We start from the raw sequence: 13907 nt of genomic DNA on the forward strand, positions 1-13907 counted from the left end.
ATGAAAAAACCCGTCGCCGTCGCCGGAATCTCCGCCGATGACATGAAAGCTCAGGCCGAACTGTAATCTGATCCTGCCCCCACCCGGGCCGAATACGGTTCGGGTGGGGGCAGGCTTTGCCCAAAAGGCAGCTCAAATATTGCAAAGGAAGTAAGATGCAGGCGTTGAGTGCATCCAACTCGCCGTGGCTTCGGGCACGGTCTTTCGTTCGTTTGAACGGGCACGGTTTCCTTGTTTCCGTGGTTGTCGCCGTCGCAGCGAAGTTCTTGTCCGAACATTATGGTGCCCCGGCGATGCTGATGGCCTTGTTGCTGGGCATCGCGTTCCATTTCCTGGCCGAAGACGATGCCGGCGACTGCAAGGCCGGAATCGAATTTACCGCACGAACGGTTCTTCGTTTTGGCGTTGCGCTGCTTGGGGCGCGTATTTCCGTTGAATTGATGATGAGCCTTGGCGCTGATCTGATTGCCGTTGTGATTGCCGGTGTGATCCTCACGATCCTGTTCGGCCTTCTTGGCGCGCGTCTTCTGGGCCGTGGTTGGCGCTTTGGGGTGCTGACGGGGGGATCGGTGGCGATCTGCGGCGCATCGGCCGCGATGGCCTTGTCGGCCATTCTGCCCAAAAACGAGCATTCGGAGCGGAACCTGGTTTTCACGGTACTGTCGGTAACTGTTCTGTCGACAATCGCGATGATCGCCTACCCGATCCTCACCGAGGCTTTCGAGTTCAACGACGAGGTTTCAGGGGTCTTCCTGGGCGGAACGATACATGATGTCGCGCAGGTTGTCGGGGCCGGGTTCTCGGTTTCGGACCAAACCGGTGAGGTCGCGACTTTGGTCAAACTGATCCGTGTTGCCATGCTGGCCCCGGTGGTGCTGGTTATCTCGTTTCTTGTCCGGCGCCACGCGGAGTTCAGCGAGGAAGACGGCAAGCGCCCGCCCATTTTGCCGATGTTTGTCGTTGGCTTTCTGATCTTTGCCGTCCTGAATTCAATAGGTCTGATCCCGGATGTGGTCTCGTCGGCCATGGCCGATCTCAGCCGTTGGGCGCTGCTGGTGTCGATTGCCGCAGTAGGCATGAAAACGTCGCTCAAGCGGATTCTGGATGTTGGCGGGCAGGCCATCGTCCTGATTGTGGCCGAGACGATCTTCATCGCTGCTCTGGTTCTGGTGGGCGTCTACCTGTTTCACTAGAGGATGGCGAAATTCCACGTCCAGCACGTGACCGACCATTGGCCGGTCACGTCATCTCGCACTACATGACCAGCAGGAGGGTATGACCTCATGACGACACAGGTACTCAATCTATTCGATGAGCCGGAAACGCGCAGCGAAAGGCGTTTGGCCGATCTTCCCGATCGCGTTGTCGAGGGTGATCCGCATCACAAGATTGGAATGCACTTCACCAGCCCGGATGGGCAATTGTCTGCCGGAACCTGGACGTCTACGCCGGGCAAATGGCACGCGTTCACGGACAAGGACGAATATTGCTATATCGTCAAAGGCCATTGCGCCCTGATCCACGAAGACGGGACCCGTCAGGATTTTCGCACCGGGGCCAGCTTTTTGATCCCCAACGGCTTTCGCGGCTATTGGGAAGTCGTGGAAGAAACGACCAAGCACTTCGTGATCCGAGATTGCGCGCCGGACGCATGATCTGATCCGTGAATGAACCTGAGGCGGCGTGAACCGGCATGCCTCAGGCGCGTCATTGGCTTTTCAGCGACGGGTCTGGTCAAAGCTGATCGTCAGTTTTTCCGCCGTGGGTATTGACTGGCAGGTCAGGATTTCTCCGGCTTTGATGTCTTTGTCTTCCAGCGCCATGCGCGCCCGCATATGAACTGTGCCGTCGGTCAGTTTGGCCCGGCACGCGCCGCAAACTCCGGATTGGCAGGAATAGGGTGGCTTGAGCCCCGCTGACTGCGCTGCGTGAAGAATGGTCTGTCCCTTGGAGACCGAAATGAGATGTCGGGTGCCTTCCAGCGTCAATTCAGCGCTTGCGTCCACCCCGTCAATACCCGTGTCCAGATCCGGCGCAGCACCATAGCTTTCCATGTGGATGCGGTTCTGGGGAACATCAATGGACATCAAGGCCGATTTGACGGCCTGGTTCATATCGCCCGGACCACAGATAAAGTACCGCGCGTCCTGGGCGTAAGGTGGATACTCGGCGATCAACGCTTCGATTGCGGCCTTGTCGATTGTACCTTGCCGCCAGTACTCGGCGCTGGACCACCAGCCGGGTTTCGAAAAGACATGGTTGATTGTAAAACGTTCGGGATGCGCTTGCTGAAGCACGCTCAGTTCGTGCTGCAACAGGATGCTCTTGGCGTTTGTGTTGCCGTACACCAGATGCGCGACTGAATGGGGCTCGGCTGTCAAAGCCGAGTTCAGCATTGCAAAGAGCGGAGTAATTCCAGAGCCCGCGCCAAAAAAGTAATGGGTGCGCCGCGCCGTTTCGTCGGGGTCCAGGCAGAAACTGCCAAATGGCGGCATGACGTCAATGGTTTGCCCTTCCTGAACAGTGTCGTTGATGAAGTTGCTGACACGGCCACCCTTGACCCGTTTGACGGTGATGCGAAGCGGGTCTCCGGAGTAAGGCGAACTGGAGATCGAATAGCTTCGACGGTGCTCTTCGCCATCAATATTGAAACGAACGGACACGTGTTGGCCCGGCCTCCAGGCGAATATGTCCATCAGGTGGTCAGGGACATCGAACATAACGGTCTTTGCCACGCCATCCGGCTCGACTCTGGTCCCGCAAACGCGCAATGGGAAAAAATCACGCGAGTTCATTTCCCTTCCCCCAACCATTGCAGAACAACTTTCTGGTGCTCGATGACGGGGCTTTCACCGTTTGCCGCCGGACCTGCTTCAAAATACGGAGAATGCAGGGATTTCTGCTGTTGCTCGCACGCGTAGATGTCTTCGCCGGTAAAGTCACCGGCAACCATCGGGTCATCTTCGCCCATCGCGTCATTGGCTTCGTATTTCCCAGCTATTCCAAACTTGGACCAGAAAGAGGGCGACTTCATCGACTGTTTGGTGAATTCCCATTCCGAGCTGTTGGACACCCGCCCGCGGTTGTGAACTCGTGTCAGTTCCGGGCCAAGGGGTTCGACAATGAAGATATTCCAGCCGTCTTCCGAAGCGGCCAGACCAATCCCCGGGAACAGCATCGGCACCCAGGCGCCGTTCATGTCTTTGGGGATGACGCGCGGGGCGGTCAGTTTGCTGTCCTGATCTTCAAGAAACTCCGCCACGGGCGGCTCCCAAAACATGTAATGAGGTCCTTCCCAGTGGAATTCGGCGGATTTGTGGTCATACATCTGCAGCGTATTCGAATGCAGATGGCTCAGGTGGTAAACGTCGATGTAATTTTCGACGACAACCTTCCAGTTGGCCTTTATCTCATAGCTGGTGTTCAGGTCTTCGTACTCGATCAGCTCTTCCGGTACGTGCGGGCCGATATGGGGTTCGACGGGGCCGAACCATTCGGCGATGGAAGGCGCGTCGGGGTCTGGGTGGACGAAAATCATCGATTTCCAGATATCGACCTTGGCGGGTTTCAGGCCAAGGCAGGACTTGTCGACCTTGCCAAATTCCTCGTGCTCATCCGGCACCGAAATCAGATTGCCTTCAAGATCGTAGGTCCAATCGTGATAAGGACAGGTCAATGCTTTTTGCGTTTTGCCAACCGCGCGGATCAATTGGGTTCCGCGGTGGCGGCAGATGTTATGGAAGGCGCGCAGGCGACGATCGCGCCCCATGATCACGAATATATTGTTGAGTCCGGCCTGCAAGGCGATGAACTGGCCGGGTTCACTGACATCCTCCATAAAACCGGCGTAGCGCCAGGTTTTGGAGAAGATTTCGCGCATTTCCCGGTCGAACCAATCCTGGCTCGTGTAAGCTTCGACCGGCAAAAGGTGCAGCATGGGTTTCATTTGAGCCTCTTGTGAAAGAGTTTTCAAAACGTCCGAGGGTGAAAGTCGATAGCGGTCATCGACAGGCTAAGTGCGATCCAGGCAAGTTGGACCAGCCAAAACAGGATGGGATCCTCATCCCGGGATACGTTGGTTAAAAGCAAAGAGTGCCCGGAATGAAAACTCGGGATTGTCCAGAACATGAAAAGAATCCCCCACAACGTCTGACAGCCAAGCACCGTCGCGACCATGAGCGCAGCGAAAGCGATGCACCATCCAAGCCAGATTTCGCAACACATCTGATCAGAGCCTGCATGATCTGCTCATGACGTTCTTCACGATTTGTGGGGCGCCCGATCATGTTATTTCCAGTATTTCAGCTTCAGGTTTGCGGTTACGCCGGTGCCGACGGTGACAGCGGCATTCGCGAATTCCGGCGGCAGACCGTTCTGCCCCATACCGCCAAAGCCGTACCCTTCGGTTGGGACATCTTTTTCGGTATCCAGGTTGCTGTTGCTGTTCTCGTCGTGAATCCCGGCAATCGCATAGGTGCCAGGCGGGAGATTGTGAAAGGTGACCGAAGCCAAGCCTTTGACAGCAGGAACGGAAGCCAAGGCCGCCGCGTTCGTCATGTCCATGGCCTTAAAAGATTTTGCGTCATCGAACACGGCAATGATCAAATCACCCTCTGCATTGCGCACGCCCTGCACCGTTGCAGTGAGAGTTTGTGCGGATGCCCCGAGGGTTGAAGCTAGTGTCATCACAGATGCGACGACCAGTTTGCTTATCGGCATGATGTATCCTTTACTGTCGATATTGACAGTAAATAGGAAGGATGCAATTAGCTGTCAACAGTGACAAGCATTCACCCGATTTTCCTGAGGGTGTTTTTTTGCATTGAACCAAGCACGAGGTATCGGCCCAACGCGGACAAGGATCGGAGAAAAGGAAAAAATATCCTAAGGCGGCTTTCCAAAGCTACTCGGGCAAGACTTGCCTCATGTAGAGATGACGCATGACCATTGGCGTCAGGTACATCGGGATTTGATACGCCCCGATGAAGACCATGATGGGTGCGGTGACCTCGGGCGGCAAAGCAACGAAGAAAATCGCGATGTTTCTGTTTCCCGCGATCAGAGACACAGCGGTTGCTCTGGCTGCCGGCAGACGTCCACGGGTCATGCGGTACGAAAGGAATTGTGCTCCGAAATTGGCCAGACAGGCGAGCGCGATCCAGAAAGCGGCGACGGCCGGGCTTTTCAGCGCAGTGGTGCTGACGGAAGGCATCAGGCCGATGACAAAAACGGCCAAGGTGATTGTGCCCAACCCTTCCAGATTCACCAATGTGGAGCGTGATGGTGAACGCAACCAGACGCGCCGGACAACAATGGCGGCGCCGGTTGTGCAGAGTATCGTCAACAGCAGTTGCAACCCGGCCAGCAGAACAGAGTGAATGCCGCCCAGTTCTGGCATGAGCAGGAACACCGGAAACGCTGTCAATGGCAGCAGGGCGGTCCCAACCACCATCATTCGCATCGCGTGTTCAGGTGGGTAGCCCATCATCAAACACATGTTGGGACTGCCGGAAATCGAGGGCGCAGCCGCCATGATGAGCAGGGACAGAAGCACCGGCGTTCCGGTCCATCCCCCGACAAATCCAATGGCCAGAATGATCAGCGGCATCACGAATTGAAACCCGATGACGGTGAACGCGACCTTGTGCAGATCGCTCAACGATCCAAGAATGGTTTCGGGGTCCATTCTCAGGACGGTGACGAACAGCAACAACACGACCAGGGGCGGCAGTAGGCCTCGCATGGGCTCGGCCAAACCCGGCAATAGAAGACCCGCCGCCAATCCGGCGACCAGAACACGGGGCCCGTGACGGGCCGCCAGATGGAGCAGGTTCAAGGCCGTTTTACCCGCCCGGGCTCTGACGCAAATTCTCGGGCAGCCAGGTGGCGAGGTCGGGGAACCAGATGAGGATGAAGACCATCAGCACCATGATCAGGAACATCGGTATCGCTGCGCGTGCGATATAGCTCATCTCATGGTTGGTCATGCCCTGCATCACGAACAGGTTGAACCCGATCGGAGGTGTGATCTGCGCCATTTCAACAACGACCACGATGAAGATGCCGAACCAGATCAGGTCAATGCCAGCATCGCGGATCATTGGTTCCACCACGGCCATGGTCAACACGACGGAAGAAATCCCGTCAAGAAAACAGCCCAGAATGATGTAGAACACCAGCAGGACCATCAGCAGTTCGAAACGGGTCAGTTCCCAACCTGCAATCAGATCGGCCAGCCCGCGCGGCAGGCCGGTGAAGCCCATGGACAGTGACAGGAAAGCAGCGCCTGCAAGGATCAGGGCAATCATCGCGCTGGTTCGCGTGGCCCCCATCAGGCTTTCAGTGAATGTCTTCCAGTTCAACGACCCCTGGCCTGCCGCAAGCAACAGGCCGCCGATCACCCCGAAAGCCGCAGCTTCGGTCGCAGTGGCATAGCCCAGATACATTGAGCCGATGACGACCGTGATCAGAAGGATCACAGGCAACAAAAAGCGGGAATTTCTGACTTTCTCGGAGAAGCTCAGCTTGCCCTCGACATCCGGGGTCCAATCTTTGCCCAACTTGGAATAGATCGCGACATAACCCATAAACATCGCTGCCAGCACCAAACCGGGAAGGATGCCGGCAAAGAACAGCTTGGTGATCGATTCATTGATCGTCACCCCATAGACGATCAGGGTTAGGGACGGCGGGATCATCAGCCCCAGAGTGGCCGCGCCGGTCAGAGTACCGATGATCATCCGTTCGGGGTAATTGCGCTTGCGCAGTTCGGGGATCGACATCTTGCCGACGGTGGTCAGCGTTGCCGCCGACGAACCTGAGACTGCCGCGAAGACGGTACAACCCACGATATTGGTATGCACCAAACCGCCGGGCAGGGGTGCCATCCAAGGGGACAGCCCTTTGAACATGTCTTCGGACAATCGCGTGCGGTACAGGATTTCGCCCATCCAGATGAACATGGGCAAGGCGGTCAGGGTCCACGACGACGACGCCGACCAGATGGTTGTGATCATCACGTCGCCCACGGGGCGTGTCGTGAACAGCTCCATCCCGACCCAGGCGACCCCCATCAGGGCCAGGCCAACCCAGACACCGGTACCGAGCAACGTGAACAGAACAAAAAGGAAAAGGATGATGACAGACAGGTTTTCCATGCGTCTATTCTCCGTGGCTCTGGTCGGCCAGATCGCGGACAATGCGATGGTCACCTTTGAACAGGACGTGGATCAGGTGATCCGTCAGCGCGATGGCCAGGATGACGGCTCCGATCAGCATCGCGGATTGCGGAATCCACAGCGCGGTTCTGTCCTGACCCTGGCTGATGTCGTTGAACTTCCAGCTCCAATAGACGAAGCGATAGGCATACCAGCAGAAATACCACATGACGGCTGTGCCGATGGTGAAACACCAGATTTCAAGGACACGCCGCACGCTGTCCGGCACCGCGTTCAGAAGGATCGAAACCCGAATGTGGCTGCCCCGATTCAACGCATTGGCAAAGGCCAGAAAAGATGCCGCCGCCATTGCATAGCCGGCATAGTCGGGCGCTCCGGGAAATACCTCACCGGTCCAGCGGGCCAGCATCTGCACGACGATAAGCAAAAGAATGGCAATCAGGCTGACCGCCGCCATTACCCCCGCTGCCAGATAGATGAAATCCAGAACGGACCGAAGCCCCCGCAATACCGCCATGGCGTCCCCGCTTTGTTATGATTGGATGGAAAACAGGCGACGCAATGCAACGCCGCCTGCCTCGAATGGTTACTGAGAGGCGTTGAACGCGTCGACGATGGCTTTGCCTTCGTCGCCGGCGGCCTCCAGCCATTCATTGGTCATGGTCACACCAATCTCTTTCAGCTCATTCGTCATCTGCTCGGATGCCGGACCGACGGTCATGCCACCATCACGCAGACCTTGCAGAGTAAAGCCGGTATATTCCTTGGCGCGCCAGTTGCCCGCGTATTCCGCCAGCTCTGCGCAGGCCTTGATGACGTTCTTGTTGGCGTCGGACACGCCCGACCAGACATCCGAATTCACCATCACGTAGTTGCGCGGCAACCAGGCATCGACTTCGTAGAAATAGTTCAGGCTTTCCCAGACCTTGCGGTCGTACCCGGTCGATCCCGAAGACACCATCGACTCGGCGACACCCGTCGCAAAAGCCTGACTGATTTCCGCCGCTTCGATCGTTACCGGCAACATGCCCGTCAACTCGGCCAGTCGCGAAGTCGCGTTGTTGTACGAACGGAACTTGATGCCCTTCATATCGGCGACCGAGTTCACCTCATTCTTGAAATACAGTCCCTGCGGCGGCCACGGTACAGCATAAAGCAGCGTCAGGTTCTGTTCGGCCAGTACCTTTTCAATTGACGGTTTTGCCGCTTCCCAAAGCTTGGCGCTGTCATCGAACGAGGTTGCAAGGAACGGTATCGAATCGAAACCGAACAACGCGTTTTCATTCTGGTGGCCAGACAGAAGGCGTTCGCCAATCGGGGCTTGCCCGGTCTGGATTGCGCGTTTGATATCGGCACCTTTGAACAACGAGCCGGATGGATGCGTAACGATTTCGATCTCACCGCCGGTTCCGGTCGTTACACATTTGGCGAATTCCGCTCCGGTGGCCGAATGGAAGTTCGACGCCGAATAGGCCATCGGCATGTCCCATTTCTCGGCCACGGCCGGTGCTGCCGCTGCGGCAGTCAAAGCGGTTGCCGCCAGTAGGTTTGTCAGTTTTTTCATCGTTTTCTCCCTATCGAGTTTTGAAATACCGATGTTCTTCATCGGTCTGTTCTTATGTTGCAAAGCGCGACGGCGCGTAGACGCTTATGTCGGTGTTCGGTGTTCTGCCCGCGATCATCTGCGCCAGAAGCCGTCCGGTCTTTGGCCCGCCTGTCAGGCCGATGTGATGATGACCAAAGCCCATATAGGCCCCTTTGATACCGGGCACGTCACCGATGATCGGGATCGAGTCAGCCGGGGCCGGCCTGTGCCCCATCCATTCCACTTCCTCCTTCCATGTTATGCCCGGAAACGCGGCCCGGGCATTTCTTCGCATCAATTCAAACGGCGCGCGCGAGGGCGGTGCGTCCAGCCCTCCGAACTCCACAATACCCGCCAAGCGTATGCGCCCATCCATGGGCGTGGCAACAAACTTGCCCGAAGCCACCATGACCGGGCTGCGGGGCATGGCAGAAGGTGCCACCAATTCAAGATGATAACCGCGCTCGCTTTCAAGAGGAACAGAAACCCCCAGTCGCTTGGCCAGTGGCCCGGACCAGACTCCAGCCGTGACAATGGCGGTGTCGCAAGCGATTGTCTCACCATCCGCGCGCACGCCGGTAACGCGGCCGTTGTCGCGGGTGACGTCCTCGACATTGGCGCGGATGATCCGGCCTCCACCAGCCTCGACATGGGCGGCCAGGTCTTTCACGTACCGCCCGGGATCGGTGATATGACCGTGGTTTGACAGCTTGGCAGCGAAACCGATATCCGGGCTGAACACGGGGTCATAGTCGTGAAACGCCTTGCCCTCCAGTTCTTGCCAATCAAAGCCGTTCTTCCGACGGACTCCCCAGCCCAAAGCATCTTGTTCAAAATGAGCCCGGTTCTCGTAGAGAAACAGATAGTCGCTGGGCACGATCCACTTTTCAGCACGTGTGCCTGCCGCCAAGGCCTTGTGATCATTCAGGCTGTCGCCGACGATCGGTGTCAGCGCCGCCGCGATCCGTTCAACGTCTGCCACGTTCGCGTGGCTCAGATATTGCCGGAGCCATGGGAGCAACTTCGGTAAATATCCCCATTTCAAAAACAGCGGCTGCGAGGAGCTCAGCAGCATTTTGGGTGCTTTGCCAAGCAGTCCGGGAACCGTCACAGGTATGATGGAACAGGACGCCAGCACACCGCCATTGCCATGAGACGTGCCTTCACCCGGTCCGGCCTTGTCGAACAGGATCACGTCGTGCCCGTCCCGTTGCAGCCAGACCGCGGCCGAAACGCCGACTATACCGGCGCCGATGATGGCTATGGTTTTCTTTTCACTCATTCTGAAACCGCCTTGGCCACTGCATAATGGTTCAGCTTTGCCAGCTCGGGCTTGCCGCCAAGTCCCGGGCTTTCGGGCACGCAGACCTGTCCGCCTCTGATCCGGAAGGGTTCTTCCAGAATGTCCTCTTTCAGGAAATAGGACGCCTGATAAAACTCGCAGCCCAATGTGATCTCGGGTGTCGCGGCAATCAGATGGGTGCCCGCAAGATGGGCCAAACCGGCCTCGAACATGTCCCCGCCATACGCAGTCAGACCGTGCGCCGCCGCGATGCGGGCGACCGTTTGCCCGCGGGTCAGTCCGCCAGACTTCATTATTTTCACCGAGACACCATCGCAAATGCTTTCACGCGCGGCGCGTTCCATATCTTCGGGACCAAAGACGCTTTCATCGGCGAGAAGGGGAACATCGGTCATATGCCGTAGCTTCGCCATCATGCCGAAGTGATGGGCGCGAACCGGCTGTTCGATGAAATCAGGATTGAACCGGGCCACGTCCCGCACCCGCGTCGGAGCCTCCTCGATGCTCAGCCCCTGATTATAGTCCACGCGGACCGAGAATTCAGGGCAGTTCTGCGCAAGGTACTCCAACCGCATGATGTCAAAGGCGTGATCCTTGAACCCGGTCTTGAGTTTGACAATCCGCACGCCGTCCTCTCGCAACCGCGCCAACAGGTCTATGTCCTGAGAGAAGTCCGGGTTGGCGATGGAACAGCTGAGCGGAATGGTGCCGCGGCAACGACCGCCCAGCAAAGACCAGACCGGGATGCCGCTGATACGGCCGGCCAGATCCAGCAGAGCGGTTTCCAGCGCGGCCTTGGCCTCGGTGCAATGCGCCACGGCATAGGCGGCGCGTGCCATGATGGCCGATCGGTCACTTACGCTGGCGCCAAGAACTAGGGGTCGCAAGTATCGGTCCAGCGCCGCAAAAGTCGCCTCCGGGGTGCCGGTGAACACCGACCATGGTGACGCTTCGCCGAATCCCTGTGTGCCATCCTCGGAGGTCAGTCGCAGTATGACGACTTCGCAAACGCCTTCGACGGATCCTATACCGTGATCCCGGCGGGACGTGACCGGAAGCTTCAGGTGCCAGAGGTCGTAACCGATGATGTTTTGTGCCAGATCGCTCATTCCGCCCCCTGTGGATGAGCGGAAGCCTGCCTTGACGGGCATATCATTTCAAATACTATATCTTCGACAGTTCATCAGAAAAAATGATGCAGTAATCCATGTCCCTACGCTTTCGCCAGCTTCAAGCGTTTCACGCCATCATGGAAACCGGAACCGTAACCGGTGCGGCGTCGGTACTTGGAATATCCCAGCCTGGTATCAGCAATCTGTTGGCTCAGTTGGAACGTGAAGCGCGACTGCCTCTGTTCGAGCGCAACAAGGGCCGTTTGCTGCCCACCCCCGAAGCCGAGCTGCTGTTCCGCGAAGTCGACACGGTCGTGCGCGGGCTGGATCACGTGGCGCAGGCGGTGACGGATTTGCAGAACAAACATCCCGGTCAATTGCAGGTTGCAGCACCGCATCTTCTGTCATTTGGTTTCATGCCGCGCGAGATCGCTCGTTTTGCCAAAAGCCGCCCCAACCTGTCCGTCAGTTTCCAGTCGCAGTATTCATCCAAGATTCAGGAATGGGTGATTTCGGGCCTGTTTGAAATCGGCATCGTCGAGATGCCGATCCTGCACGACACTCTGAATTATCAGGTGTTTCAGTTCGAAACGCTTGCGACTTTTCCAGAAAACAGCCCCTTGGCGGATTATGACGTTCTGACACCGGAAATACTGGAAAACGAGCCCTTCATCGTGATGGGTCCGGAACACCAAACCCACCGTCGAACCCGAGACATCTTTCAGGCATCCGGGCGCACGTGGCGGACACAGATTCACACGCACCTTTCCGAGAACCTGCTGAGTTTTGTGAAACAGGGCATGGGGGTTGCGATGATCGATCCCTTTACCGTGACGTTCGATGGTGAGAGCGGGTACCAGACCCGCCCGTTCAGGCCATCCGTCATGCTGGATCTTGCAATCATCACCGCAAAGGGGCGCCCCCTGTCCACGATTGCGCAGGAATTTCTGGCCCAGCTGACCCCGTCGATTGCCTCTTACGCAACCCATTCCGACACAGGTGCAGCGGCCTCGTGAAGCTGCTGCGAATGGATGTCGACCAATGTGGGGCCATCATGTTCGACGGCCTGTTTCAGCACTTTCGGCAAGTCTTCGGGGTCTGTGACCGTCCATGATTTCACTCCGAAGGCGGCTGCGACGGCGGCGTGGTCGGTCCGGTTGAAATCAACGTTGTAATAGCGTTGATCAAACCCAGCATCCTGACCCGCCTTGATCCATCCGAAGACCGAGTTCGAGAAAACGATCGAGGTGATCGGCATTTTGTGCCGGACCATCGTTTCAAATTCACCGCAGGTGAACCCAAACGAACCATCGCCCATGACGGCCAGGGTCTTGACCGAGGGCCGGCCGACATGTGCACCCATGGCCGCCCCCAGAGAATAGCCCAGTGCTCCATGTGCGCGATTTGTGATGAAATGCCGACCGGGTTGCCGCCAACGGTAATGCGCGCTGAAATAGGGGCAGGGGGTGCCGGGGTCAGCGACCACAATCGCATCGTCGTCCAGAATGTCCATCAGGGACGCCATGACGGCCTCGGGCCGTATCGGCGTTTCCCGACTTGCAGCCAAGGGGGCAAACGCCGCCGCCTTGGCCTCCCACGCGGCGCGGGCCTTGGCTGTGCCGCCTTGACCGTTCAGGTCTTGCCGGTCCTCCAGCGCTCGGGCCAATGCCTCAAGCGCGAGGCGGGCGTCAGCGCAGATCGCCACTTCGGTCTGATAGTTTGCGCCGACCACCATGGGGTCGCTGTCGATGTGAATGATCGTGGCGTTGCGTCCGGGGCTTCTCCACCGTTCGGTCGTGACCGAACCGGCGCGGCACCCGATGAACAGGACGACATCAGCCTGATCCACCACGGCGCGTGTCGCGGGGATGCCGCCGTTCGATCCGACGACGCCCAGGGCCAGAGGATCGGTTTCGGCGATGGACCCTTGGCCTGAAACGGTTGTGGCGACGGCCATGTCCAACAGACCGGCGACGCGGCGCAACGCATCGGTCGCGCCGGACAGAACCGGGCCGCCGCCACAGACCGCGACGGCGGATGTGGCCCGGGCAAGAATGGCTGCGGCTGCTTCGATGGCATCAGGATCGGGGGCAGCCCGTTCGGCGGGATAGCTGCGATGCCGGTTGTCGGCCCAGATTTCCGCTTCGTCCACCTGTGCCTTCTGCGTATCAAACGGCAGTGCCAGATGGGTCGCGCCGGGTGTTCCCGTTGTCATCGCCCGGAACGCCGCACGAACCATGGCCGGAAGCCGGGCGGCATCATCCAGAGACGCGTTCCACTTCGTCAGCGGGCGGAACAACGCCGGCTGATCCAGTTCTGTCAGAGGGTATTTCCCGCGGCTGGTCGTCGCCACATCAGAGGTTATCGCCAGGATTGGAACCGAACTTTCATTGGCCTCGACCACACCCGGCAGAATGTAGGTCGCGCCACCGCCGGAAGGGCCTTCGCAAACGCCGGGCCTGCCTGTCACGCGTGCATAGCCATCCGCCATGTAGGCGGCGTGCCGTTCGTCGCGGGTCAGAATGTGCTGAATGCCGTGATCCATTCGGGCGAGCGCGTCATAGAACGGCAAGGTGGTATCGCCGCACAGGCCGAACATATGCGTCACGCCATGCGCCTCGAGCATACGCACCATCGCCTCGGCTCCGGTCAGGTAATTCGTCCCTGTCATGGTTCGCGATTCCTTCGAGTTATAATTGCACACATAACTGTATACAGGCTTGCATATT

General features: G+C 57.9%; 13 protein-coding genes. 3 read left to right on the forward strand and 10 right to left on the reverse strand.

Translation table 11 applies throughout. From position 1 onward, the window contains the following. Positions 1-155: 155 nt before the first annotated feature. Positions 156-1193: a YeiH family protein gene (locus I9185_RS19790; protein WP_210093889.1), complete on the forward strand. Its 1038-nt coding sequence runs from the start codon at positions 156-158 to the stop codon at positions 1191-1193. Between the two features lie 90 nt (positions 1194-1283). After that, a complete protein-coding gene (locus I9185_RS19795) occupies positions 1284-1655 on the forward strand; it encodes a cupin domain-containing protein (protein WP_209835535.1) in 372 nt (123 codons plus the stop codon). 63 nt (positions 1656-1718) lie between these two features. On the opposite strand, the gene I9185_RS19800 is transcribed toward I9185_RS19795, so the two are convergent. The 9 genes from I9185_RS19800 to I9185_RS19840 all read right to left on the reverse strand — a co-directional run bounded on the left by I9185_RS19800 (position 1719) and on the right by I9185_RS19840 (position 11175). Next, the gene (locus I9185_RS19800) at positions 1719-2795 is read right to left on the reverse strand and encodes a 2Fe-2S iron-sulfur cluster-binding protein (protein WP_210093890.1); all 1077 of its coding nucleotides are present in this window, start codon (positions 2793-2795) and stop codon (positions 1719-1721) included. Further along, positions 2792-3946 carry an SRPBCC family protein gene (locus I9185_RS19805; RefSeq protein WP_210093891.1) on the reverse strand — a complete coding sequence of 385 codons (1155 nt, stop codon included), beginning with the start codon at positions 3944-3946 and terminating at the stop codon, positions 2792-2794. The genes I9185_RS19800 and I9185_RS19805 overlap by 4 nt, the downstream gene beginning before the upstream one ends. 341 nt (positions 3947-4287) lie before the next feature. After that, positions 4288-4719: a DUF2141 domain-containing protein gene (locus I9185_RS19810; RefSeq protein ID WP_171638546.1), complete on the reverse strand. Its 432-nt coding sequence runs from the start codon at positions 4717-4719 to the stop codon at positions 4288-4290. 184 nt (positions 4720-4903) lie between these two features. Then, the gene (locus tag I9185_RS19815) at positions 4904-5836 is read right to left on the reverse strand and encodes a hypothetical protein (protein ID WP_210093892.1); all 933 of its coding nucleotides are present in this window, start codon (positions 5834-5836) and stop codon (positions 4904-4906) included. Positions 5837-5843: 7 nt separating this feature from the next. Beyond that, positions 5844-7157 carry a TRAP transporter large permease subunit gene (locus tag I9185_RS19820; protein ID WP_152460436.1) on the reverse strand — a complete coding sequence of 438 codons (1314 nt, stop codon included), beginning with the start codon at positions 7155-7157 and terminating at the stop codon, positions 5844-5846. Positions 7158-7161: 4 nt separating this feature from the next. Next, positions 7162-7695, reverse strand: a complete 534-nt coding sequence (locus tag I9185_RS19825) for a TRAP transporter small permease (protein WP_171638543.1) — start codon at positions 7693-7695, stop codon at positions 7162-7164. A 69-nt stretch (positions 7696-7764) separates the two neighbouring features. Continuing rightward, positions 7765-8742, reverse strand: a complete 978-nt coding sequence (locus tag I9185_RS19830; protein WP_210093893.1) for a TRAP transporter substrate-binding protein — start codon at positions 8740-8742, stop codon at positions 7765-7767. Between the two features lie 52 nt (positions 8743-8794). Next, positions 8795-10045: an FAD-binding oxidoreductase gene (locus I9185_RS19835; RefSeq protein WP_171725162.1), complete on the reverse strand. Its 1251-nt coding sequence runs from the start codon at positions 10043-10045 to the stop codon at positions 8795-8797. After that, positions 10042-11175 (reverse strand): enolase C-terminal domain-like protein, encoded by a 1134-nt coding sequence (locus tag I9185_RS19840; RefSeq protein WP_171725161.1) that lies wholly within the window; start codon positions 11173-11175, stop codon positions 10042-10044. The genes I9185_RS19835 and I9185_RS19840 overlap by 4 nt, the downstream gene beginning before the upstream one ends. A gap of 98 nt (positions 11176-11273) precedes the next feature. Here I9185_RS19840 and I9185_RS19845 point away from each other — a divergent pair, with 98 nt between their 5' ends. Continuing rightward, positions 11274-12194, forward strand: a complete 921-nt coding sequence (locus I9185_RS19845) for a LysR family transcriptional regulator (protein WP_171364694.1) — start codon at positions 11274-11276, stop codon at positions 12192-12194. On the opposite strand, the gene I9185_RS19850 is transcribed toward I9185_RS19845, so the two are convergent. After that, the gene (locus I9185_RS19850; protein WP_210093894.1) at positions 12155-13849 is read right to left on the reverse strand and encodes a thiamine pyrophosphate-binding protein; all 1695 of its coding nucleotides are present in this window, start codon (positions 13847-13849) and stop codon (positions 12155-12157) included. The two genes, I9185_RS19845 and I9185_RS19850, sit on opposite strands and share 40 nt — an antisense overlap. Positions 13850-13907: the final 58 nt, after the last annotated feature.

It is taken from the genome of Ruegeria sp. HKCCSP346 (assembly GCF_017872595.1).
Classification (GTDB): domain Bacteria; phylum Pseudomonadota; class Alphaproteobacteria; order Rhodobacterales; family Rhodobacteraceae; genus Ruegeria.

Bases quoted from the DNA above. Each gene is read 5' to 3' on its own strand.
- I9185_RS19790 (WP_210093889.1), top strand. From the start codon at position 156: ATGCAGGCGTTGAGTGCATCCAACTCGCCGTGGCTTCGGGCACGGTCT.
- I9185_RS19795 (WP_209835535.1), top strand. From the start codon at position 1,284: ATGACGACACAGGTACTCAATCTATTCGATGAGCCGGAAACGCGCAGC.
- I9185_RS19800 (WP_210093890.1), bottom strand. From the start codon at position 2,795: ATGAACTCGCGTGATTTTTTCCCATTGCGCGTTTGCGGGACCAGAGTC.
- I9185_RS19805 (WP_210093891.1), bottom strand. From the start codon at position 3,946: ATGAAACCCATGCTGCACCTTTTGCCGGTCGAAGCTTACACGAGCCAG.
- I9185_RS19810 (WP_171638546.1), bottom strand. From the start codon at position 4,719: ATGCCGATAAGCAAACTGGTCGTCGCATCTGTGATGACACTAGCTTCA.
- I9185_RS19820 (WP_152460436.1), bottom strand. From the start codon at position 7,157: ATGGAAAACCTGTCTGTCATCATCCTTTTCCTTTTTGTTCTGTTCACG.
- I9185_RS19825 (WP_171638543.1), bottom strand. From the start codon at position 7,695: ATGGCGGTATTGCGGGGGCTTCGGTCCGTTCTGGATTTCATCTATCTG.
- I9185_RS19830 (WP_210093893.1), bottom strand. From the start codon at position 8,742: ATGAAAAAACTGACAAACCTACTGGCGGCAACCGCTTTGACTGCCGCA.
- I9185_RS19835 (WP_171725162.1), bottom strand. From the start codon at position 10,045: ATGAGTGAAAAGAAAACCATAGCCATCATCGGCGCCGGTATAGTCGGC.
- I9185_RS19840 (WP_171725161.1), bottom strand. From the start codon at position 11,175: ATGAGCGATCTGGCACAAAACATCATCGGTTACGACCTCTGGCACCTG.
- I9185_RS19845 (WP_171364694.1), top strand. From the start codon at position 11,274: ATGTCCCTACGCTTTCGCCAGCTTCAAGCGTTTCACGCCATCATGGAA.
- I9185_RS19850 (WP_210093894.1), bottom strand. From the start codon at position 13,849: ATGACAGGGACGAATTACCTGACCGGAGCCGAGGCGATGGTGCGTATG.